The following is a 20,581-nucleotide window of genomic DNA, read 5'->3' on the forward strand; positions in this document are numbered from 1 at the left end:
GTCGCTGGGGCGATCACCCCTGCGCTGTGTTCCTAAAATAGGGATGATCCCCATATGTTCAATGCGATAAAATGGACTTTAGGAATTCAGCGGCCGATGGGGCGGTTTTCAGCACGTTTTTGTCCCCAAAACCCGCCTCAGGCGCGGCAATCAGCGTGTTTTCGTCAAAAATTGCAGGGGTCGTCATCAAACAATCCCGTGACACGCCCGTGTCGCGCCATGTGTCGCAGGCATTGATATCGGGGCCAAGCGCCCGGATCACCTGCCCCGGCGCGACCTGCAAGCGCCAGCGCCCGTCCCAGACCCCGCCTGCCGTGCCGACCACATCGCGCAATGCCGAAAGCTCACGTCCGATGCAAAGACTGTCCTTTTGGCGGGTCAATACACAGCCCGCCAGAGTGCGCTTTTTGCCCGCCAGCGCCTGAGCTTCTGCCGCACATAGCGCGTCATATCGCGGCCGGTACGGGTTTGATGCCACATAGCGCAGCGCCGCGGCCAGCAGCCGATGGCGGGTTTCCACGGGCAGCGCCTCATAGGGCGCGCAGGCGAAGATCACATCTCCCGCCTCGACCCGAACACAGGTTTTCGCCGCATCATATGCCGCCTTTTGCAAGACCTCGCGCGCCGCCCCCATGTGGCGGGCCGTATCGATCAGCCGATCCCGGTCCAACCCCAATGCGGCCAGATCAGACATGGCCTGCCGGACACGCACCCGATCAAAACGCGGGTCATCGTTGGACGGGTCATCGACCCAGCTTTGCCCACGCGCGCGCAGATCACCGCGCAAATCGCTGCGCGAGGCCGCCAGAAGCGGGCGCAGCCAACGCGCGCCCTGATGGCGCCAATCATCGCGCATCGGTGCCAACCCATCCACGCCGGACCCGCGCGCAAGGCGCATGATGAAGGTTTCGGCCTGGTCATCCCCCGTATGGGCCAGCGCCACAGCGTCCACCCCCTGCGCCCCGGCCCAGCCCGACAGCAGGTGATAGCGCGCCCGACGGGCCGCATCCTGCAGATTGCCATCCGGTGCATCTGCCCATGTCAGGACGTCATGTGGGATGCCAAGCCCCTCGCAGGTTTGCGCGACCATGGCGGCCTCGGCGCGGGCCTCCGGGCGCAACCCATGATCTACGGTTGCCACGGCGAGCGACCCTGCGCTGGCCTGCGCCCAGTCATGGGCCAGAAACAGCATCGCCATACTGTCACCTCCGCCCGACACGGCCAGCCCCAGATGCGAAACGGGCCCGCGCGCGCGGGCCCGGTCAAGAGCAGCGGAGAAGATCTCGTAAGGCGTCACGGGCATCCCAGCGCGTTGCGCGAAGACGCGGCATCCGCAACAGCGGGTGCGCCGGGGAAGCGTTTGCCCACCTCGGCCAGGGTTGCGCAGGCTTCAGATACCTGCCCCAAACCGCCCAGCGCATGGCCCAAACGGTAAAGCGCATCTGGTGCCCGGTCACCATTGGGCGCGCCTGAGAAGGCGTTCAAATAGGCCCGCGCCGCGTTTTTGATGTCGCCCGATCCGGTCAACGCCTCGCCGCGCTGAAAATGCGCCTCGGCGGTCAGCGGGCTGCCCGGATAGGCATCGATGAAACGTTCGTAAAGACTGGCAGCCGTCGCAAATTCACCGGCTTCCAGCGCAGCGCCCGCCGCGTCGAAATCCTGCTTTTCACCCACCGCAAGCTCCTGCGCGGGTTGCGTGGTCACCGGGGCCGCAACGGGGCCTTTCGGGGCCTCGCCGCCACCCAGCGTGGTGGTTTCGCCCAGCTTGGTCACGTCACCGCCCTCAAGCTCGACCAGACGAAACTCCAGATCGCCGATCCGGTTGGTGCCGTCCTTGACGATGGAGTTGATACGAAACTCCAGCGTCTCGATTTTCGAGGTCAGCCGCGTCATCTCGCCTTCGATCGCGTCCAGACGCTGGGTCGGGCTGCCTGCCACTGTGGGCGCAGACACTGCCCCCGTGGTCGACAGCTCGGTGCGCAATTTCTGCACTTCGACGTAAAGAACGGTCAGTTCCTGCCGGATATCCGCCAGTGACTGCGCCCGATCCTGTGACATGGCAGGCAGCGCTGCGCCAGCAATCGCCAGCCCCAGAATGCCCGCTTTCAGATGTCTCAACATCATAAGACCCCCTTTTACCCGGCCAAATTCAGCTGCTGAGCGCGCCCGCGGCCAACACGGTCACCGCACGGCGGTTCTTGGCATAGCAGGCTTCCTGCGAGCAAATCTCAAGCGGGCGCTCCTTGCCATAGCTCACGGTCTGCAATCGGTTCGGCGCCACACCGCGTTCGATCAGGTAATTTTGCACAGCCGAGGCACGACGCGCGCCAAGGGCGAGGTTGTATTCCCGTGTGCCCTGCTCATCCGCGTGGCCTTCGATCACCGCCGTGTAGCTGGTGTTTTCGATCAGCCACGCCGCTTGCTTGGCCAGCACCTCGCTGCCCTCGGGCGTCAGCGTCGACTGGTCCACCAGGAACAAAACGCGGTCCCCGATGGTCTGGTTGAAATAGGCCGGCGAACGTGGGTCAGAGGCACTGCCGGGCACGATATCGCCCGCATTTGCTCCGGCACCCGCGCCGTAATCATTGTCGAACCGGTTCTTCGAACAAGCCGACAGGGCCAGTGTGCCGACAAGCACCGCAATAGCGAGATGTTTCATGATCTTTCCTGTATCCACTCATCGCCCGGATTGCGGGCCGTTGTTCTTGTTGTTGGGGCAAGACTAGCATTTTGCAAGCCCGTTGAAAACGTATCACGCTGGGGCAAGTGTCATTGGCTGATCCTTGCCCATCCTCCTTATTTCAAAAGCGGTGACCAGGCCGGGTCAGACGCAGCCCCATCCGTGACCACCCGGCGTAGATTGCGCCCGGAGATATCCACCGAATAAAGCGCAGCCTCGCCCGCGGCCCCCTGACTTTCGCGGGTGAACATGATCACCCGGCCATTGGGCGACCATGTGGGCCCTTCGTCAAGGAACGATGCCGTGAGCAACCGCTCTTCCGAGCCATCCGTGCGCATGACGCCAATATGAAAGCGCCCCGCGTTTTGCTTGGTGAAGGCGATCAGGTCACCGCGCGGCGACCACACGGGCGTGCCATAACGCCCCTGCCCGAAGCTGATGCGCGTCGCCTCGCCGCCGCCGGCGGGCATCACGTAAAGCTGCTGGTTGCCAGAGCGGTCACTTTCAAAGACGATCTGGCTGCCATCGGGTGAAAAGCTGGGCGCGGTTTCGATCGAAGGCGCCTGCGTCAGGCGACGCGACTGCCCGCTGGCAATATCCATCGTGTAGATGTCCGTATTGCCGCCTGCCGACAGCGAATAGACCACCGTGCGCCCATCGGGTGAAAACCGGGGGGCGAAGGTCATCGTGCCTTGCTGGCTGGACAGCGCCTGCCGCCCGACCGTGGCCACATCAAGCAGATAAACCTGCGGAAAGCCCGTCTCGTAGCTTGTATAAAGCACCCGGTCGCCGGTGGGCGAGAAGCGCGGCGCCAGAACCAGTGCCGAACTGTCGGTCAGAAACTGCACATTCGCCCCGTCATAATCCATCACCGCCAGACGTTTGCGCCGCGCGTTCTTGGGGCCGCTTTCGGCCACATAGACCACGCGGCTGTCGAAATACCCTGTCTCGCCGGTGATCCGGCTGTAAACGATATCGGCCACCTTATGCGCCATGCGCCGCCAGCTTGCGGCAGTGCCATTGAACTGAAGCCCCTCGCCCAAAGGCTGGCCTGAAAACACATCGAAGATGCGGAACTTCACCGCGATATTGTCACCCGATGTGGACACCGCCCCGGTGATCAGCGCCTGCGCATTGATCGCTTTCCAGTCGGCATAGGCCACGGGGCTTGCGAAACTGGTCACCGACGAAACAAACGCATCCGAGGGGATTTCGCGAAACAGTCCCGTGCCCGCAAGATCCGCCGCGATCACCCGCGACACCGACCGCGCCAGGGCCGAGGCCCCACCGTCTTCGGGTTGGAAATCCGGGATCGCAAAGGGCAAAGGCTCGATCACACCATCGGTGATTTCGATCCTCAGCGGGCCTTCGGCAAAGGCGGGAAGGCTTGGGGCCACAAGGGCGGCACCTGCGACAAGAATGGCTTTCAGGGCGTTGGTAAAGCTCATTTTATCCTCATCTTTTCAGGGTTGAATGTCATTTCGATCTCGCGCCACTGGCCATATTTCTCGGCAGGCAGGTCAAACCCGCGTGCGCCACATCGAATGATGGCGCGCCGGGCCGCCTGAAACGCCGTATTGGCAGCAGCTTGGCTGGGTCCGTCCCAACTGTCCAGTCGGATCGCTTCGGGGCGGCCTTCGCGGCTCATCGTGACCAGAACGACGACCGTGGTGGACATGGCTTCGGTCGACGAGGACCCAAGATTCCAACATTGGCTGACCGCCACGCGCAACCCGTCCTTTTCACCGCGTGTCAGGGGCGGGCCTTCGGGCACGTTCTGATCGGCACTGTCCTGCGCGCCGGAGGCCACTTCATTGGCCACGGCATTGGCCACCGCATTTGCGGTGCTGGGCTGTGGCGTTTCAGGTTCAGCGACCTGCGGTTTGGGGCGCGACGGGCGTGATTTGGGGCGGGTCGAGGTCGCGGGGGCAGCCGAGGGCGCCTCGGCCGGCTCTTCCGCTTCGGTCACGATCTCTGTCGTGGCCTCGGGCGGCGCGGCGGGGGTGACCTCTTCGGGTTGCGGGGTCGGGTCTGGTGAGGGGTCCGGCGTCACAGCCTCGACCGGCGCGGGGGCCTCTTCAGACGGGACCTCTGGTTCCGGGGCAGCTTCCGGGGCCACGCGCGGCGCAGGCGCGGGCGGCGCCGTTTCGGTCACCGGATCGGGTTCTGGGGTGGGGTCCGGCTCAGGCTCAGGTGCGGGCACGGGGGCCGGTTCAGGCTCTGGGGTCGGTTCTGGAACGGGTTCAGGTTCCGGCTCAGGTGCGGGCCGCGGTGCGGGGGTCGGACTGTTATCCGGGGCCTGTGCCTGAGGCTTTGGCGCAGACAGCGCGGCAAATTCATCTTCCGAGATAAAGGACACATCCGCGACCGGCACAAGCTCTTCGTCGCGATCCCATTTGAAGACCCCGCCAAAAAGCACCCACAGGATCACAATCCCATGAGCGGCTGTCGAGATATACAGCCCCCTGCGCATCGTTCCCTCAGTTCCCCTGCCCACTCAGCGTCGGCCCGCCACCTTCGGTCACAAAACCGATTTTGGAAAAGCCCGCAGCGTTCAAAGCGCCCATGATCTGGGCGGTGTTGTTCCAGGCGACCTCGCCGTCAATGCGCAGGAAAATCTTGTCATCCGCCCGTTCAGCGGCAATGGCGCGCAGGCGCGGGATCAAGTCATCGCGCGCAATTTCTGTGGTTTGCAAGAAGACCTCGCCCGCCTCGGTCAGAGTGATGGCCAGCGGCTCCTCTTCAGGCGCCTCCAGCGATTTCGCCGCGGTTTTGGACAGCTCCACCGGCACGCCGACAACCGACAAGGGCGCGGCCACCATGAAGATGATCAAAAGCACCAGCATCACGTCGACAAAGGGTGTCACGTTGATCTCAGCCATCACGCGGCGATGCTTGCCCCGCCGACGCCCGCGCCGGGCACGCCGATCCGCGCCACCCCCGCCTGATTGCACATTCGCGCCCATCTCAGCTGTCCAACTGGCGGCTGAGGATGGTGGCGAACTCGTCTGCGAAGGCCTCATAGCCCGCCAGAATATTGTCGCTGTCGACGCTCAGCTTGTTGTAAAATACCGCCGCCGGGATGGCGGCCAGAAGACCAAGTCCGGTGGCCAAAAGCGCCTCGGCGATGCCGGGGGCGACCACGGCCAGATTGGTGTTTTGCTGCTGCGCGATTTCGATGAAGGCATTCATGATGCCCCAGACGGTGCCAAAAAGGCCCACAAAGGGTGCAGTCGAGGCCACCGTGGCCAGAAAGCTCAGCCCCTTGTTCATGCCCTCGCCTTCCTTGGCGATGGCCACATCCATCGACCGGTCAATGCGCGACTGGGCATTGGCGATCAGCCCACCATCGGCCCGGTGCGAGCGCCGCCACTCCAGCATACCTGCCGAAAACACTTTCTCGGCCGACCCGCTGGGACTGGCCCCGATCTGGTCGAAAAGCTCATCCAGCGGCTCGCCTGACCAGAACTTTCGGTCAAAGACCTCGGCCTCGGCGCGTGCGCGGCGAAAGGCCATGAATTTCGTGATGATAATCGCCCAGGACCAGATAGATGCGATGATGAGCAACAGCATCACCAGCTTGACCGTCAAAGTTGCGCGAAGAAAAAGGGCGAAGAAGGAGAAATCAATCTCCGCCGCCGCCTGAAGCGTTTCCGTTTCCATAGCTCTGCCTCTGTACCGCTACCTCTTTGGGCAGCTTTTCTGCCTGAATATTAGCGCAAAGACAGGGGGAAAGCCATCAAAACCACGTCATCGGCGGCATTCACCGTGTTTTCAGTGAACAAACCGGCGAATATTTGCCGGAAGTCGCGCAGGCGCACCACTGTCCGAGACGCAAACAATGGTCACAACGGCTTGAAACAAAGGCTGTTCGTCGCGCTTCACGACCTGATCCAGCACCAGACGCGCCCCGCTGACCTGTTGAACAGATGTTTCAACCTGTAACGCATCGTCAAACTTCGCAGGCGCCAGATAGTCCGCTTCGACCCGGCGCACGGCAAAAACCTGCCCGGCGTCCCGCATGGCGTTCTGGTCCACACCAAGCGTGCGCACCCAATCGGACCGCGCCCGTTCGATATAGCGCAGATAATTGGCGTAATAGACGATGCCCGCCATATCAGTGTCTTCATAATAAACGCGGATCGGGAAATGGTGCATGGGGACCTCGTGATTTTCGGGATTGAAAATGCAATCAAACGCAGCCCTGCGCAATGCTGAGTTATAGGTTTAATCGAACGAACTGACTAGTCATGAATACCGTCGCCAGAACCGAAACGCCAATCGCCCAGATCTTTGAACGGCGCGCGCCAGCGGCACTCGTCCAACCCTCTTCCAAGAACAATTTTTCAAGACGATTTAGAAATATGTGAATCCCACAGGACAAAAGGAGCATTCCAACAAGTAGTGCTGCCCCCTCTGGGCTGTTCAACTTATGGCTCTTCCCCTCTTCTATGAAGAGCATTGGAATGAAAAACCCTATAAAATAGGGCCATGATCTAAGGAAGGAACCAAGGAAAGCGGGGATCTTTTTCCTGACCGGAACATGAAACACCAAGACAAACAAATAAGCTTGAAGACGGCCAATCAAGAAACCGAAAGCTGCCACAAAACAAAAAACGAAAATCCACCCAATAATCTGCATAGACACCTCAACAAACTATCGAAAATGGAATTTCATACAACAACACATCAATACTGCGTCTCCTCCTCAGGAGGCGCCACCTGCATGCGCGCATAAAGGCGCAACGCATGGGACGCGTCATCCGCAGCGACCGGCAACATCGGGTCATAGGCTGCTTTGATCAGCGCCGCGATTTCAGGTTTCAGGATGGTTTGCCCATCGGGCAACAGCGCCAGCGGGCTTTGATTGGCGAATATCGCGTCGCTCCACAAAAGCACCGCCTGAACGGCTTGGGTCAGGGCAATGGCCTCGGCGGGCAGCGCGGACATCTCGTCGGTCATGCACACAAAGGTGAAACAGGCCTGAATGGCGTTTTCATCATCAAAGCGGAAGGCGCGATACTGGCTGGCGCCCGCAGCTTTCAGACGTGCAACGGTGGCGCCAAGATCGGGGATCATCTCGCCCAGCTTCGGCACTTCGAGCAGCTCGTCCCAGTCGCGAAAGAAAAACACCATCAGGTTGGCGCCAAGCTCGGGGTCGGTCTCGGCCATCTTGTGACCGGCCAGAACCACCACCGCTTCGACCGCACCCTTCACGACCTCAAGCGTTTCCTCCTCCACGCCAAAGACCACCGGCACGATCGGGCGGCCCCATCGGGCAAAGGTGAAACTGCCATTGGCGCGGGTGAAATGTGCGGTCACATCTTCGGGGGTCATCAGCGGCGCGTCGGTCATATGGGTCTCCTTGATCGCGCCGGGTGTCCCTTAAACGGGCGCGCGTTTCAAGACTTATCCGTCAAAGAGCTGCCCCTGCCCGGGCTTTTGTGTTTCAGGCACCGCAAGGCCCAGATGTTTCCACGCCCGTTGCCCCAACATGCGCCCGCGCGGGGTGCGTTGGATCAGGCCCTGCTGCAACAGGTATGGCTCGATCACCTCTTCCAGCGCGTCCCGACTTTCAGACAGCGCGGCAGAGAGCGTTTCGATCCCCACCGGGCCGCCGCCGTAATGCTCCGCCATCAGCCCCATATAGCGCCGATCCGCCCCATCAAGGCCAAGGTTGTCCACGCCCAGACGGGTCAGCGCATTGTCGGCAATATCTCGGGTGATACGCCCGTCGCCCTCGACCACGGCGAAATCGACGACGCGGCGCAACAGGCGGCCTGCGATGCGCGGCGTGCCACGGGCGCGTTTGGCGATCTCGCGCGCGCCGTCCTCGTCGGCAGGCGCGCCCAGTTTGATGGCATTGCGCGAGACGATCTCGTGCAGCTCGTCCACGGTGTAAAACTGCAGCCGCGTCGGAATGCCAAAGCGGTCCCTGAGCGGCGTGGTCAAAAGACCCAGACGCGTGGTCGCGCCCACCAGCGTGAAGGGCTGAAGTTCGATGCGCACGGTGCGCGCGGCCGGGCCTTCGCCGATCACCAGATCCAGCTCGAAATCCTCCATCGCGGGGTAAAGCACCTCTTCGACCACCGGATTGAGACGGTGAATTTCATCAATGAACAAGACGTCATTGGTTTCGAGGTTCGTCAGGATCGCGGCCAGATCGCCGGCCTTGGCCAGCACCGGCCCAGAGGTCATGCGGAAATTCACCCCAAGCTCGCGCGCCATGATCTGCGCCAGCGTGGTTTTGCCCAGACCGGGGGGGCCGTGAAACAGCACGTGATCCATCGCCTCGGACCGTTTGCGCGCACTTTCGATGAAGACACGCAGATTGGCGCGGGCCTCGGCCTGACCGATGAAATCACCCAGGGCCTGCGGGCGTAGGGCACGTTCAAACTCTGCCTTGTCTTCGGGCGTCGGGGTTGGCCGCAATGTGGGGTCGGGCTGAGGATCGAAATCGGTCATGGGTCTTGCTTACTCCCCTAGCCTTTCGGCGCAAGCAATTTCAGCGCGGACCGGATCAGCCCCGCGGTGTTCAGGGACGCATCCTCGCCCAAAGCCTGCGCCACGGCTGAAGCCGCTTCGCCCGGCGCATAACCCAGATTGGTCAGCGCCGACAGCGCCTCGGCCTGCGCGGCCGGGTCAATGTCTGGCAGGTCAGGCACAGCAGACGCACCCGGTGCCCCCGCGCCGGGTGTCTCGATGACCGTGTCATCGAGATCAGGCTCAGGCGCGGCAGCGCCTGAGCCTGCCCCGCCCGCGTCAGGTGCCAAAGCCCCCGATCCGGTCCCCGCCAAAGCCATAACGCTGGCCGCCTTGTCTTTCAGCTCGTTCACCACGCGTTGCGCGGTCTTGGGCCCCACACCCTTGGCCGCTTTCACCGCGTTCCAGTCGCCCAGCGCAATCGCCCGGCTGACCCCATCGGCCCCCAGACTGCCCAGAATGGCCATCGAGGCTTTCGCCCCGATCCCCTGCACGCTCATCAAAAGCCGGTGCCATTCTTTTTCCACCAGCGAGGTGAACCCAAAGAGCTGCAGATTATCCTCGCGCACCAGAAGGTCGGTATAAAGCGCCACCGCCTCGCCGGGGCCGGGCAGCGCCGACATGGTGCGTTCCGAGACATAGACCAGATAGCCCACACCCTTCACGTCGATCAGCACGTGGTCTTCGGCACGGTAATCAATGCGCCCTGCAATCCGTCCGATCATGCCGTGGCCCTCCTGACAGCATCGTCCAGCCGGCCCGCGCTTTGGGCGTGAAAGGCATGGCAAATGGCGATCGCCAGCGCGTCCGCCGCGTCCGGCCCTTCGATCTCTACACCCGGCAGCTGCATGCGCACCATGTGATCCACCTGTTGCTTATCCGCATGGCCCACGCCAACCACCGCTTTCTTGACGGCATTGGGCGCATATTCCCCGATGGCAAGCCCCGCCTGCGCAGGCACCAAAAGCGCGATGCCACGCGCCTGCCCCAGCTTCAGCGTACCCACGGCGTCCTTGTTCACAAAGGTCTGTTCTACTGCGGCCGTGTCTGGCCCAAACCGCGCCAACACATCCGACAGCTGTTCATGCAGCGACAAAAGCCGGGTGGCCAGATCGCCCGTGCGCGAGGTGCACACCCCATTGGCCACATGGCGCATCCGCGTGCCCGAGGTGTCAATCACCCCCCAGCCCATATTCCTTAGCCCCGGATCAATGCCAATCACACGCATCTCATCTGCCCTGCTCACTGCCCGCGACACATTTGCGTGCCGCTTATTACTGTTGCGCAAGAACTAGCACGAAACAAGAACATTGGCCAGAAGGATTTACCTGCCGTTTACCTAACCCACGTGACCGCGAAGAAATATCTGAGTGGCATTTCCGTCTCATGGTTAAGGAAACCTTACCAAATTCCGCCCCCACAACCGGCAATCTGGACCGTTTTCGACCCCGGATATTCCAAAAGCGACCCGTTGCAAAAACCGCATATGTGACATGCAAAAATCCCGCTTGTCGTTCGGTATTTTCAATCCTAATTGGCGCATTAGAGCTGTGAGGCTCGTTCAACCTCTTTTTTGTGAAGGACACGAAAATGGCTGCTTTCGAAACCACCATGACCCACGCAACCGGTGGCGTCTTCGGGGGCCGTCTGTCCGACGCCATGCGCGGCATTGTTGCCACCATGGTCGCCTGGAATGACGCTCGCGAGACCCGCAACGCCCTGTCGAAGCTGACGGATCGCGAGCTTGAAGATATCGGGCTGTGCCGCGGCGACATCGACCGGATGTAACCGTTTGCCAAACAAAAAACCCGCGCAATCTGCGCGGGTTTCACGCCCCGCACAGGACAGCCTGTGCGGGGTTTTCTTTTACTTTAGGGTCATTCGCCCAAGGACAGCGCCACGAAACGGGGGTTGCCATCGCGTTGCACCAACAGCAGCACGGATTTGCGCCCGCCATCACGTGCAGCGTCAAAGCGCTCCTGCAGCTCATCGATAGAACCGACAGCCTGCTGTCCCGCCTCGACGATCACATCGCCTGCGCGAATGCCCTTTTCAAAGGCTTCGCTGTCCTCGTCGATATCGCGCACCACAAGGCCCGAAGCTGTGGGGCTCATGCCCAGATCGTCGCGGGTGGCAGCATCAATCTCGGACAGGGTCATGCCAAGGATCTTGCTCTGCTCGGGCTCTTTCGGGGTCTCAGCGTCGTCGTCCCCCCCTGCATTGCCAGCCACCGCATCTTCGCGGCGCCCCAGCGTGATCTTCAGCGTTTCGGTCTTGCCATCACGCAGCACCACGACACGCACCGCTTTGCCCACCGGGGCATTGCCCACAATGCGCACCAATTCGCGCGTATCCGTCACATCGACCCCATCGAAGGACAGGATGATGTCATTGGCCAACACGCCAGCATCCTTGGCCGGCCCATCGGGCACCACGGTCACCAGCGCCCCATCGGTGCTGTCCAGACCCAGCGCCTCGGCGATGTCATCGGTGATGTCCTGAATGCGCACACCCAGCCAGCCGCGGCGGGTTTCCCCAAACTCTTTCAGCTGGCCAATGACCCGTTCAACCACGGTCGAGGACATGGCAAAGCCGATGCCGATCGAGCCGCCATTGGGGCTGAGGATCGCCGTGTTCACCCCGATAACGTCGCCATCCATGTTGAAAAGCGGCCCGCCCGAGTTACCCCGGTTGATCGCCGCATCGGTCTGGATGTAGTCGTCATAGGCGCCCGACAATTCGCGGTTGCGCTGTGACACGATCCCGGCAGAGACCGAAAAGCCCTGTCCCAGCGGGTTGCCGACAGCCATCACCCAATCACCCACGCGCATCACATCGCTGTCACCAAAATTGACGAAGGGCAGCGGCGCGTCGCTTTCGACTTTCAAAAGCGCGATGTCGGTGTTGGGGTCGGTGCCGATCACCTTGGCCTGAAGCTGTTCACGCGCCCCTTCCCCACCGGGAAAGAACTCGATCATGATCTCGTCTGCACCTTCAATGACGTGATTGTTGGTGACGATGAACCCGTCTTCGGAAATCACGAAACCCGAGCCCAGCGCCTGACTGCGGCGCTGGCGACGTTCGCCCTCCTCGCCGTTGCCATTTGGCCCGCGCTGGTTGCGATCAAGGAAGTCGCGGAAGAACTCTTCGAACGGGCTGCCTTCGGGGATCATCGGCTGCGGCCCGCCTTCACGCTGGGCCACAATGGTCGAGGTGGTGATGTTCACCACCGCCGGGCTGACCGCTTCGGCCAGATCAGCGAAACTGTCCGGTGCGCCGCGCGCCTCGGCCCGACCCGCCAGCGCAACGACCGCGGCAACGGCCATGACCAGCGCCATAAAGCCCTGCATGAACCGCATCTGAATATGTTGGGGAGCTATTGCCTGCACTCTCACACGTCTCTCCTCTGCTTAGAAACTGCGGGGCCACTGATCCGGCAACGGGGGCCCGTTTGAACGACAGTTTCTAGATAGGAACGAAAAAGCGCAACGCAAACTTCGCACACGCCTTTTCACCGGCATGTGAAAGCCTGTCACACGCTGTGAGCCATCCGCGCCAAGCGCAGCCCAGATCAGCCGTAAATCGCGCGGGCTTGTGTGAAGGACAAAAGCTGACGGCGTTTTTCATCCCACAGATGCAGCCGCGCGCAGGCAAGGCTTTCGGGGATGGTCAGGCGATTGGCCTGTGCCAGTTCGGCATGATCGCGCAAGACCTCGGTCAGGCGATAGAAGGGAATGCGGCTGTAAAGGTGGTGCACATGGTGAATGCCGATATTGGCGCTGAACCACTGCAGCACGCGCGGCATGACGTAATGCGAGCTGCCCTCAAGGGCGGCATCATGCAGCTGCCAGTTTTCTTCACTGTTCCAATGGGTGTCTTCGAACTGGTGCTGCACGTAAAACAGCCACATGCCCGCCGTGGCGGCCAACAGGGTCGACGGCAGGAAGATCAGAAGAAGGGCTGCAAAGCCGCCAAAATACCAGATTGTGATCAGGGCCGCGACGATCACCAGATTGGTGCCCATGGCGCTGATCCAGTAGCGGGCATTGTTCATCAGCCCGAAGGGCAGACGATTTTGCAGCAGGAACAGGTAGCTTGGGCCAAACCCAAAGAGCACAACCGGATTGCGATAAAGCCGGTATTTGAACTGCTCATAGCGCGACAGCGCCGCATATTCATCCACCGTCAGGGTCAGAATATCCCCAATCCCGCGTTTGTTCAGATTGCCCGCGGAACTGTGGTGGATCGAATGGGTGCGCCGCCAGACCGCATAGGGGGTCAGGGTCAGCACACCGATCACGCGACCCACCCAATCACTTGCGGCGCGTTGTTTGAAAAACGCCCCATGGCCGCAATCGTGCTGGATGGTGAAAAGGCGCAAGAGAAACAGCGCATTCACCAGCGAAATGCCCAGCGTCAGCCACAAGCTGATCGACATCGACCACCAGGCCAGCGCCCAAAGCGCCACGAAGGGCACAATGCTGACGGCCAGTTCGAAACTGCTGCGCCAGCCATTGGGGTCGCGATAGTGGGCAAGGATCTTAACCCAATCCCGTCCGGATTTTGGTGTGTCAGCGGAAGGGGCGATGTCGGGTGTATGTTTCATGGGCCTGCTTTTCGATACTTGCCGCACGCATATAGAAGTTGGGCCGTTTCGCAAGCCATTCCTGCAAAATATGGCTGAGTTTCGAATATGTCGCAGGCCCGCGCCTTAACGCCCGGCGCCCGACAGCCAGACCAAGACCACCCCGGCGGCCAGCGCAACCAGCCCCAACAAACGCCGTTGATCCCGGCTCATCGCGGCCATCATCGCCACAAGGTCGTCCAAACGCGAAGGGGCCAGTGCGAACACCAGCCCCTCGATCACGAGCACAAGGCCCAATCCCAGAAGGATCAGAGACATCAGCGCCCCGTATCCGATTTCAGATAGTCGAAAAACTCGCTGTCGGGCGTGATGACCAGCGACGAGTTTCCGCCCGTGAGCGATTTTTCGTAAGCCTCCAGCGAGCGCAGGAAGGCATAGAATTCCGCATCACGGCCCAGCGCCTCGGCCAGGATCGCGTTGCGGCGGGCATCGGCCTCACCGCGGATGATCTGGGCCTGCTTGCGGGCTTCCGACACGGTTTCGACCACGGTCCTGTCTGCGGTAGCACGCAGACGCTGAGCGGCCTCGTTACCACGGGCGATCTCGTCTGCGGCCAGACGCTGACGTTCAGCGCGCATCCGTTCAAAGGTGGCTTCAAGGTTCTGCTTGGGCAGATCGGCGCGCTTGATGCGCACGTCGATGATCTCGACCCCCAAAGACAGCGCTTGGTTGCGGGCCTGATCACGGATCTGGTTCATCAGAACCACACGATCCGCCGACAGGACAACGCCTGAGTTCACCTTACCCAGCACTTCGCGCAGTTCAGCGTTCAGGATGCGTTCAAGACGCGGTGCAGCACCGGCGATCGAGCTTGCGCCCACCGCCCGGCGGAACTGCTTGGCATCGGCCACGCGCCAGCGCGCAAAGGCGTCCACTTCCAGACGACGCCCATCGGCCGGCGTGACTTCCAGTTTGCGCGTATCCAAAGGCAGAATACGGTCGTCATACTTTACGATCTCGTGGAAGAACGGAACTTTGAAGTTCAGGCCAGGATCCCTGATTTCAGCGGTCACTTCACCAAACCAAAGGCGCAGCGCGGTTTCGCGTTCGTCCACGATATAGATCGCCTGCATCGCAGCAAACACCAGCGCGATCAGGACAAAAAGAGAGGCTTGCATACGGCGCATCAGTTCGACCCTCCGCTGGATTTGTTCAGCTCATTGAGCGGCAGATAGGGCACGACACCGCCGTCCCCCCCGACGCCTTCGTCCAGAATGACCTTGTCCACGTTGGACAACACCTTCTCAAGCGTTTCCAGATACAGACGCTTGCGCGTCACATCCTGCGCCTTCGCGTATTCCTCATAGACCGAGATAAAGCGCGCGGCTTCACCTTCGGCCTCATTGACCACCTGCGCACGATAACCTTCGGCCTGCTCAAGCTGCTGGGCCGCTTCACCACGCGCCGCTGCCAACACACGGTTGGCATAAGCATCAGCCTGCTTTTGCAACGTGTCGCGGGTCTGTTCGGCCGCCTGCACTTCGCGGAAGCTGTCGATCACCTCGGCGGGCGGGTCGGCGCGGTCAAAGTTCACACGCACGATGTTCACACCCGACTGATAGCCGTCCAGCGTCGACTGGATCAGCTCTTCCAGCTCCTGCGCAATCACACCACGATCCGACGTCAGGATCGGGGCCAGACGCGACCGCGCGATAATCTCGCGCATGGCCGATTCGGACACCGCCTGAATGGTGTTTTCGGGGGCTGCCAGATTGAACACGAACTTCTCGATATCCGAGATGTTCCAGACCACCTGGAAATCAATGTCGACGATGTTTTCATCGCCGGTCAGCATCAGCCCCTCAGAGGTGCCATCACCAATATTGATGACGTTCTCGCGGGTCACTGGATAGATTTCCTTGGTGACAACTGGCCAGGGGGCGAAATTCAGCCCCTCTTCCCCCACGCCATAGCTCTCGCCGAACAAAAGCTCGACCGATTGTTCGGACGTGTCCACGCGATAGACACTGGCAAAGAGCCAGACCGCAGCCGCAACAAGCGCGATCAGCAGGATCGAGCCACGGCCAAAGCTGGGACCTTCCGATCCTGCGCCGCCACGCCCGCCGCCTTTGCGCGCGTCGCCACGGCCACCCATGAGCACACGCAGTTGCTCTTGGCCTTTCTTCATCAGCTCGTCAATTTCGGGCATCTGCGGCGGCTCGTTGCCGCCACGGTTACCGCCACCGTTTGAGGGGGGACGCCCGCCAGAGCCGCCACGGTTTTCACCGCCGCCCCAGGGACCGCCATTATCGCTGGCCATCTGGTCCATTTCCTTCCGTGTCAAAAACAGGGTTTCGCGCTCATAACTGGCCCGTCGGGGCGCAGATTTCAAGGCAAAGGGGGCAATATACGCCCCCTTTTCATATGTTTGTCGTGATTGTCGCGGATGATCCGTCGCCCGATCAGCCACCGGATCAATCACAGGGTCCGCTCCCCGGTCAATCGCTGCGGGTGGGTGACTTCATCAAAACGATCTCTTCCGACATGGTCGGATGCACCGCCACGGTGCGGTCGAAATCGGCTTTCGTCGCCCCCATTTTCACCGCCACGGCGGCCAGCTGGATCATTTCACCCGCACCGTCGCCCACGATATGCACACCCAGCACTTTCTGCGTGGCCTGTGATACGATCAGTTTGAACAGCACCCGTTCATTCGACCCAATGAAGCTTTTCTGCATGGGGCGGAAAGCGGCGCAATAAACGTCGATCTTCTCGGCCGCGCGCGCATCTTCCTCGGACAGGCCCACGGTGCCGTATTCTGGCTGGGTAAACACCGCCGAGGCCACGTTTTCATGGTCGGGCTTCGTGGGGTTACCGTTAAAGACGGTTTCGACAAAAGCCATGCCTTCGCGGATCGCCACCGGGGTCAGCGTGATACGGTTGGTCACATCCCCCACTGCATAGATCGAGGGCACCGAGGTCTGGCTGTAGTCATCCACAACCACCTCGCCGCCACGGCCCAGTTTCACGCCGGTCTCTTCCAACCCAAGCCCGTCCGTGTTGGGCACGCGGCCGGTGGCAAAGAGCACCTGATCAAAAACCTCTTCGCGCCCATCCGTGCCCTTGACCCAGATTGCACCGTCGCGCCGCTCCATCTGCTCGACCTCAAGGCCGACATGCAGGTCCACACCACGCTCGCGGATGTGCTCGGCCAAGAAGCCGCGCACTTCGTCATCAAAGCCGCGTAGGATCTGCGCGCCGCGATACCATTGCGCAACGTGACTGCCCAGACCGTTGAAAATGCAGGCAAACTCTGTGGCGATATAGCCGCCACCGACGATCAGCATGCGCTTGGGAAATTCCTCGAGGTTGAACACCTCGTTCGAGGTGATGCCCAGTTCAGCCGCGCCCGGTGTGTCGGGGATGAAGGGCCGCCCGCCCGTGGCCACAAGGATATGTTTCGCGGTGACAGTTTCGCCGGTCGACAGCGCCACCGTATGGGCATCTTTCACCACGGCGCGTGCGTTGAAGATGGTGGCGCCCGAGTTGCCCAGATTGCGGGCATAGATGGCCTCAAGCCGTTCCAGCTCTGCATGTAGCGCGGGGCGGAACGTGCCTTTCCAGTCAAAGTCACCGCGCGCATTGCCCTGCCAGCCATAGGCCGCGGCATCCGCGGCTGCCGGCCCGTGCTGCGAGGCAAAGACCATCAGCTTTTTGGGCACGCAGCCCCGGATGACACAGGTGCCGCCCATGCGGAACTCTTCCGCCAGCGCCACTTTCGCACCGCCTTCAGCCGCCACGCGACCGGCGCGCACGCCGCCCGATCCGCCGCCGATTACAAAGAGGTCATAGTCAAATCCGCTCATCATCTCTGCCCTTCCTGAGCCCGGCGCGTCGGCGCGGGCGCGTGTTGTCATCCGGCGAAGCTATGTGCTGGCCGCTGGGATTTCCAGAGCGCACCCTGTCACAGTCTTCACAAAACCGCGTGCTGTTCGCACGACACAAATGCGCGCGCTTTGCGGGGATCGTCAGAGGTCGGCGAAAATATTGTCGCTGTCGACAAACTCGATCCGCTCTTCTTCATGGGTGCCTTCATTGATGTCCGTCACCTCGACCCGCCCGTCGCCATGACCGATCACAACCACGTCACAAATGTCGATAAACAGCCCATTTTCCACCACGCCGGGGATCTGGTTCAGAACCAAAGACAGCTTGCGCGGATCACCGATGCGTTTCACATGCAAGTCGATGATATGGTTGCCTTCATCCGTGACATAGGCCGCCTGCCCGTTCATGCGCAGCGTCGCATCGGTGCCAAGCACATCCATCGCACCCAGCATTTCTTCCACCAACGCCTTGGTGGTCTGCCAGCCAAAGGGAATAACCTCGATCGGAAGCGGAAAAGCGCCCAGATGTTCCACCGCTTTTGACGGATCGGCAATCACCACCATCCGGTCCGACGCCGTGGCCACGATCTTTTCTTGCAGCAAAGCCCCGCCGCCCCCTTTGATCAGGCAAAGGTCCTCGTCATATTCATCAGTGCCATCGATGGTCAGGTCCAGCCATTTCGCTTCGTCCAGAGAGACCACGGGAATGCCCACCTGACGCGCCAGCTCGGCGGTGCGTGAACTGGTGGGCACGCCGGTGATGTCCAGCCCCTCTTCGCGCACCCGTTCGCCCAGACATCGCACCATCCACGCGGCGGTGGACCCGGTGCCCAACCCCACACGCATGCCGTCTTCGACATATTGCACGGCTCGCTTTGCAGCGACGAATTTCGCGGTGTCGATGGGGGAGAGTTCGCCGGACATGGAGCGATTCCTTTCACAGGACGGTGTAAGACTTCATGTGTTATAGGCGCATGAGGCAGCGCTGGCGAGAGTGGATGCAAATGGTCGCCTTTCGGCTGGCCAACAGCGCAGGATTTTGTTTCCCTATCCCCATGCTGAAACTTCATTACGCCCCCGACAACGCCTCGCTGATCGTCCGCCTTGTGCTGGAGGAGCTGGGCCTGCCTTATGAGACCCTGTTGGTGGACCGCGCGGCAAATGCCCAGCGCAGCGCGGCCTATCTGAAGGTGAACCCGATGGGGACGATCCCGGCTCTGGAAACACCGGACGGGGTGGTGTTTGAAACGGCAGCCATCCTGCTTTACCTCGCCGATCGCGCCGCTGCCCTAGCTCCGGCCCTGACCTCGCCTGAACGCGGTCCCTTCCTGTCGTGGCTCTTTGCCACCTCAAACGGTTTGCAGATGGACCTGCGCCAACATTTCTACGCCGAACGTTACGCGTCTGGCCCAGCTGCAGCGCATCGCGAAATCGTGTCAGACCGCTTGCGCGTGCATCTCGGGCGCTATGAAGCTTTGCTGGAAGAGGCGCATCCTTGGTTTGGAGCTCCACAACCAACGCTTCTGGATTTCTACGTGGCTGTGCCTTTGCGCTGGTGCGCGCTGTATCTGCAAGGTGAAGACTGGTTCAATCTGGCAGATTGGCCGCACCTTTACGCGCTGGCGGAACGGATCGAAACACGGCCCTCGATGCGGGCCGCCATGCGTGCAGAAGGTTTGGGTGACAGGCCCCTGAGTGCACCCGTGCCCGCCAGCCCCCCCGAGGGCGTGGCGCGCTGACGCCGCATCATACCTTCTGTTCCAGCATCTCCAGGGCAACAATCATTTCAGGAATGGACAGCCGCCCATCGTCATCCTGGTCAAGTTTCAATATAGATTTGAGGATCTCCTCCTCGTCCTCATCAACTTCCTCCAGCGCCTTGGCCTCGCCATAGGCGCGCCGTTCGACGTCCGTCAGAATACCATCTTCATTCAGGTCGGATTTCGTAAACCCGATCAACAGTCGACCGCGCGCCGACGCCCGTTCCGTGGCCATCAACACATCAAGTTCGGCCCGCGTTATCTGCCCATCCCCATTTAGGTCCGCCAGATCAAAGCGGCGTATTTCCCGCGCCCGTACCTTGGCGCGTTTCAGCGCGATGTAGTTTTCGATCCCCTGCACACCGATGGACCCGTCCTGCCCATAGCCAAGGATCAGCATGGTGCCTTCTTCGATGAAACGAGCGGGATCTTTGGTCAGCCTTTTGATCGAGGGGCCGGGCAATGCATCAAGCATATCCTGCACAACTTGCGACGACAGGGACGTCTGCTGTGCCATCGCCATAGGCGCATACATCGTCACGAAAAGTGAAAGAAAAAGAAGTCGTAGTGATCGCATGACAGTTCTCCTTGTTTCTGCACAACTATAACATCATGGTAAACACGGGCTTAACGCTCATCTTTCACGCCCATCGTTCACGCCTGACGGGACCGCCATCATGGCGCTGGACAAACACGGCGCGGCCCGCCATTGCTGGGCGCATGATCCGGGCGAAAGGCGCAAGCAGCATGGGCAAGCTCTTTTACATCGCATTGGGCTGGGGCGCGGTGGCGCTGGGGCTTTTGGGCGTGGTGTTGCCGGTTCTGCCGACCACGCCTTTCCTTCTGGTCGCGGCCTTTGCCTTTGGCAAAAGCAGCCCGCGTGCGCGCGCATGGTTGATTGATCACGCCCATTTCGGTCCCGCCATCGCCGATTGGGAAGAGCGCGGCGCCATCTCGCGCCGGGCCAAGACCCTGGCCGTCTCCATGATGTCGCTGGTATTCGTTGCGTCACTGGTCATGGGGGCGCCTTGGGGCGTACTGGCCGCGCAAGCCCTGTTGATGGGCGCAGGGGCAGCCTTTGTCCTGACCCGCCCAGACTGACCCCCGAGGGGCGCTTTTTTCGCCCGGAACGCTCTCGTGACAAGAAATGTCGCTTTCGCACTGACAGTGACGGGTAATAAAACGC

Annotated in this window: 24 protein-coding genes; 3 read left to right on the forward strand and 21 right to left on the reverse strand. The window is 61.1% G+C overall.

Features of this window, described 5'->3' with window-relative positions:
• Window positions 1–58: 58 nt before the first annotated feature.
• The 13 genes from tilS to ruvC form a co-directional block, all read right to left on the reverse strand.
• Window positions 59–1,303 (reverse strand): tRNA lysidine(34) synthetase TilS, encoded by a 1,245-nt coding sequence (gene tilS / locus ACRY08_RS01050; RefSeq protein ID WP_432447955.1) that lies wholly within the window; start codon window positions 1,301–1,303, stop codon window positions 59–61.
• Complete coding sequence (ybgF, locus tag ACRY08_RS01055) at window positions 1,294–2,124, reverse strand: tol-pal system protein YbgF (protein WP_432447956.1); 831 nt, start codon at window positions 2,122–2,124, stop codon at window positions 1,294–1,296. Before ybgF ends, tilS begins: the two co-directional genes overlap by 10 nt.
• Window positions 2,125–2,149: 25 nt before the next feature.
• Window positions 2,150–2,659 (reverse strand): peptidoglycan-associated lipoprotein Pal, encoded by a 510-nt coding sequence (gene pal / locus ACRY08_RS01060; protein WP_432447957.1) that lies wholly within the window; start codon window positions 2,657–2,659, stop codon window positions 2,150–2,152.
• A 137-nt stretch (window positions 2,660–2,796) separates the two neighbouring features.
• Window positions 2,797–4,128, reverse strand: coding sequence for a Tol-Pal system beta propeller repeat protein TolB (gene tolB, locus ACRY08_RS01065; protein ID WP_432447958.1), 1,332 nt, complete (start codon window positions 4,126–4,128; stop codon window positions 2,797–2,799).
• On the reverse strand, window positions 4,125–5,153 hold the full coding sequence (locus ACRY08_RS01070; RefSeq protein ID WP_432447959.1) for a hypothetical protein: 1,029 nt from the start codon (window positions 5,151–5,153) through the stop codon (window positions 4,125–4,127). The genes tolB and ACRY08_RS01070 overlap by 4 nt, the downstream gene beginning before the upstream one ends.
• Window positions 5,154–5,160: 7 nt before the next feature.
• Window positions 5,161–5,646 (reverse strand): ExbD/TolR family protein, encoded by a 486-nt coding sequence (locus tag ACRY08_RS01075; protein WP_432447960.1) that lies wholly within the window; start codon window positions 5,644–5,646, stop codon window positions 5,161–5,163.
• Window position 5,647: 1 nt separating this feature from the next.
• On the reverse strand, window positions 5,648–6,343 hold the full coding sequence (gene tolQ / locus ACRY08_RS01080; RefSeq protein WP_432447961.1) for a protein TolQ: 696 nt from the start codon (window positions 6,341–6,343) through the stop codon (window positions 5,648–5,650).
• 111 nt (window positions 6,344–6,454) lie between these two features.
• Window positions 6,455–6,838 (reverse strand): tol-pal system-associated acyl-CoA thioesterase, encoded by a 384-nt coding sequence (gene ybgC, locus ACRY08_RS01085; protein WP_432447962.1) that lies wholly within the window; start codon window positions 6,836–6,838, stop codon window positions 6,455–6,457.
• 61 nt (window positions 6,839–6,899) lie between these two features.
• Window positions 6,900–7,322: a hypothetical protein gene (locus ACRY08_RS01090; RefSeq protein ID WP_432447963.1), complete on the reverse strand. Its 423-nt coding sequence runs from the start codon at window positions 7,320–7,322 to the stop codon at window positions 6,900–6,902.
• Window positions 7,323–7,369: 47 nt separating this feature from the next.
• Entirely contained in the window at window positions 7,370–8,035 is a 666-nt protein-coding gene (locus ACRY08_RS01095) for a hypothetical protein (protein ID WP_432447964.1), read from the reverse strand.
• Between the two features lie 54 nt (window positions 8,036–8,089).
• Window positions 8,090–9,145, reverse strand: coding sequence for a Holliday junction branch migration DNA helicase RuvB (ruvB, locus tag ACRY08_RS01100; RefSeq protein ID WP_432447965.1), 1,056 nt, complete (start codon window positions 9,143–9,145; stop codon window positions 8,090–8,092).
• 17 nt (window positions 9,146–9,162) lie between these two features.
• Window positions 9,163–9,888: a Holliday junction branch migration protein RuvA gene (ruvA, locus tag ACRY08_RS01105; RefSeq protein ID WP_432447966.1), complete on the reverse strand. Its 726-nt coding sequence runs from the start codon at window positions 9,886–9,888 to the stop codon at window positions 9,163–9,165.
• Window positions 9,885–10,391 (reverse strand): crossover junction endodeoxyribonuclease RuvC, encoded by a 507-nt coding sequence (gene ruvC / locus ACRY08_RS01110; RefSeq protein ID WP_432447967.1) that lies wholly within the window; start codon window positions 10,389–10,391, stop codon window positions 9,885–9,887. Before ruvC ends, ruvA begins: the two co-directional genes overlap by 4 nt.
• A 362-nt stretch (window positions 10,392–10,753) precedes the next feature.
• Between ruvC and ACRY08_RS01115 the strand changes: the two genes are divergently transcribed.
• Window positions 10,754–10,951: a DUF1127 domain-containing protein gene (locus ACRY08_RS01115; RefSeq protein ID WP_432447968.1), complete on the forward strand. Its 198-nt coding sequence runs from the start codon at window positions 10,754–10,756 to the stop codon at window positions 10,949–10,951.
• An 89-nt stretch (window positions 10,952–11,040) separates the two neighbouring features.
• Here ACRY08_RS01115 and ACRY08_RS01120 read toward each other — a convergent pair whose 3' ends face one another.
• The 7 genes from ACRY08_RS01120 to rpiA form a co-directional block, all read right to left on the reverse strand.
• Window positions 11,041–12,522, reverse strand: coding sequence for a Do family serine endopeptidase (locus ACRY08_RS01120; protein WP_432447969.1), 1,482 nt, complete (start codon window positions 12,520–12,522; stop codon window positions 11,041–11,043).
• A gap of 212 nt (window positions 12,523–12,734) precedes the next feature.
• Window positions 12,735–13,769: a fatty acid desaturase gene (locus tag ACRY08_RS01125; RefSeq protein WP_432447970.1), complete on the reverse strand. Its 1,035-nt coding sequence runs from the start codon at window positions 13,767–13,769 to the stop codon at window positions 12,735–12,737.
• 105 nt (window positions 13,770–13,874) lie between these two features.
• Window positions 13,875–14,066 carry a DUF2065 family protein gene (locus ACRY08_RS01130; protein WP_432447971.1) on the reverse strand — a complete coding sequence of 64 codons (192 nt, stop codon included), beginning with the start codon at window positions 14,064–14,066 and terminating at the stop codon, window positions 13,875–13,877.
• A complete protein-coding gene (gene hflC / locus ACRY08_RS01135) occupies window positions 14,066–14,926 on the reverse strand; it encodes a protease modulator HflC (RefSeq protein WP_432448829.1) in 861 nt (286 codons plus the stop codon). Before hflC ends, ACRY08_RS01130 begins: the two co-directional genes overlap by 1 nt.
• Before the next feature lie 8 nt (window positions 14,927–14,934).
• Window positions 14,935–16,068 (reverse strand): FtsH protease activity modulator HflK, encoded by a 1,134-nt coding sequence (hflK, locus tag ACRY08_RS01140; protein WP_432447972.1) that lies wholly within the window; start codon window positions 16,066–16,068, stop codon window positions 14,935–14,937.
• 178 nt (window positions 16,069–16,246) lie between these two features.
• Window positions 16,247–17,665: a glutathione-disulfide reductase gene (gene gor / locus ACRY08_RS01145; protein ID WP_432447973.1), complete on the reverse strand. Its 1,419-nt coding sequence runs from the start codon at window positions 17,663–17,665 to the stop codon at window positions 16,247–16,249.
• A gap of 111 nt (window positions 17,666–17,776) precedes the next feature.
• Complete coding sequence (gene rpiA / locus ACRY08_RS01150; protein ID WP_432447974.1) at window positions 17,777–18,559, reverse strand: ribose-5-phosphate isomerase RpiA; 783 nt, start codon at window positions 18,557–18,559, stop codon at window positions 17,777–17,779.
• Between the two features lie 131 nt (window positions 18,560–18,690).
• Between rpiA and ACRY08_RS01155 the strand changes: the two genes are divergently transcribed.
• A complete protein-coding gene (locus ACRY08_RS01155) occupies window positions 18,691–19,374 on the forward strand; it encodes a glutathione S-transferase family protein (RefSeq protein ID WP_432447975.1) in 684 nt (227 codons plus the stop codon).
• Between the two features lie 7 nt (window positions 19,375–19,381).
• Here the strand turns inward: ACRY08_RS01155 and ACRY08_RS01160 are convergent, their stop codons facing one another.
• Complete coding sequence (locus ACRY08_RS01160; RefSeq protein ID WP_432447976.1) at window positions 19,382–19,972, reverse strand: EF-hand domain-containing protein; 591 nt, start codon at window positions 19,970–19,972, stop codon at window positions 19,382–19,384.
• 143 nt (window positions 19,973–20,115) lie between these two features.
• Here ACRY08_RS01160 and ACRY08_RS01165 point away from each other — a divergent pair, with 143 nt between their 5' ends.
• Window positions 20,116–20,496, forward strand: coding sequence for a YbaN family protein (locus tag ACRY08_RS01165; protein WP_432447977.1), 381 nt, complete (start codon window positions 20,116–20,118; stop codon window positions 20,494–20,496).
• Window positions 20,497–20,581 lie beyond the last annotated feature (85 nt).

Origin of the sequence: Aliiroseovarius marinus (genome assembly GCF_050881025.1) — a bacterium.
In the GTDB taxonomy this organism is placed as follows: domain Bacteria; phylum Pseudomonadota; class Alphaproteobacteria; order Rhodobacterales; family Rhodobacteraceae; genus Aliiroseovarius; species Aliiroseovarius marinus_A.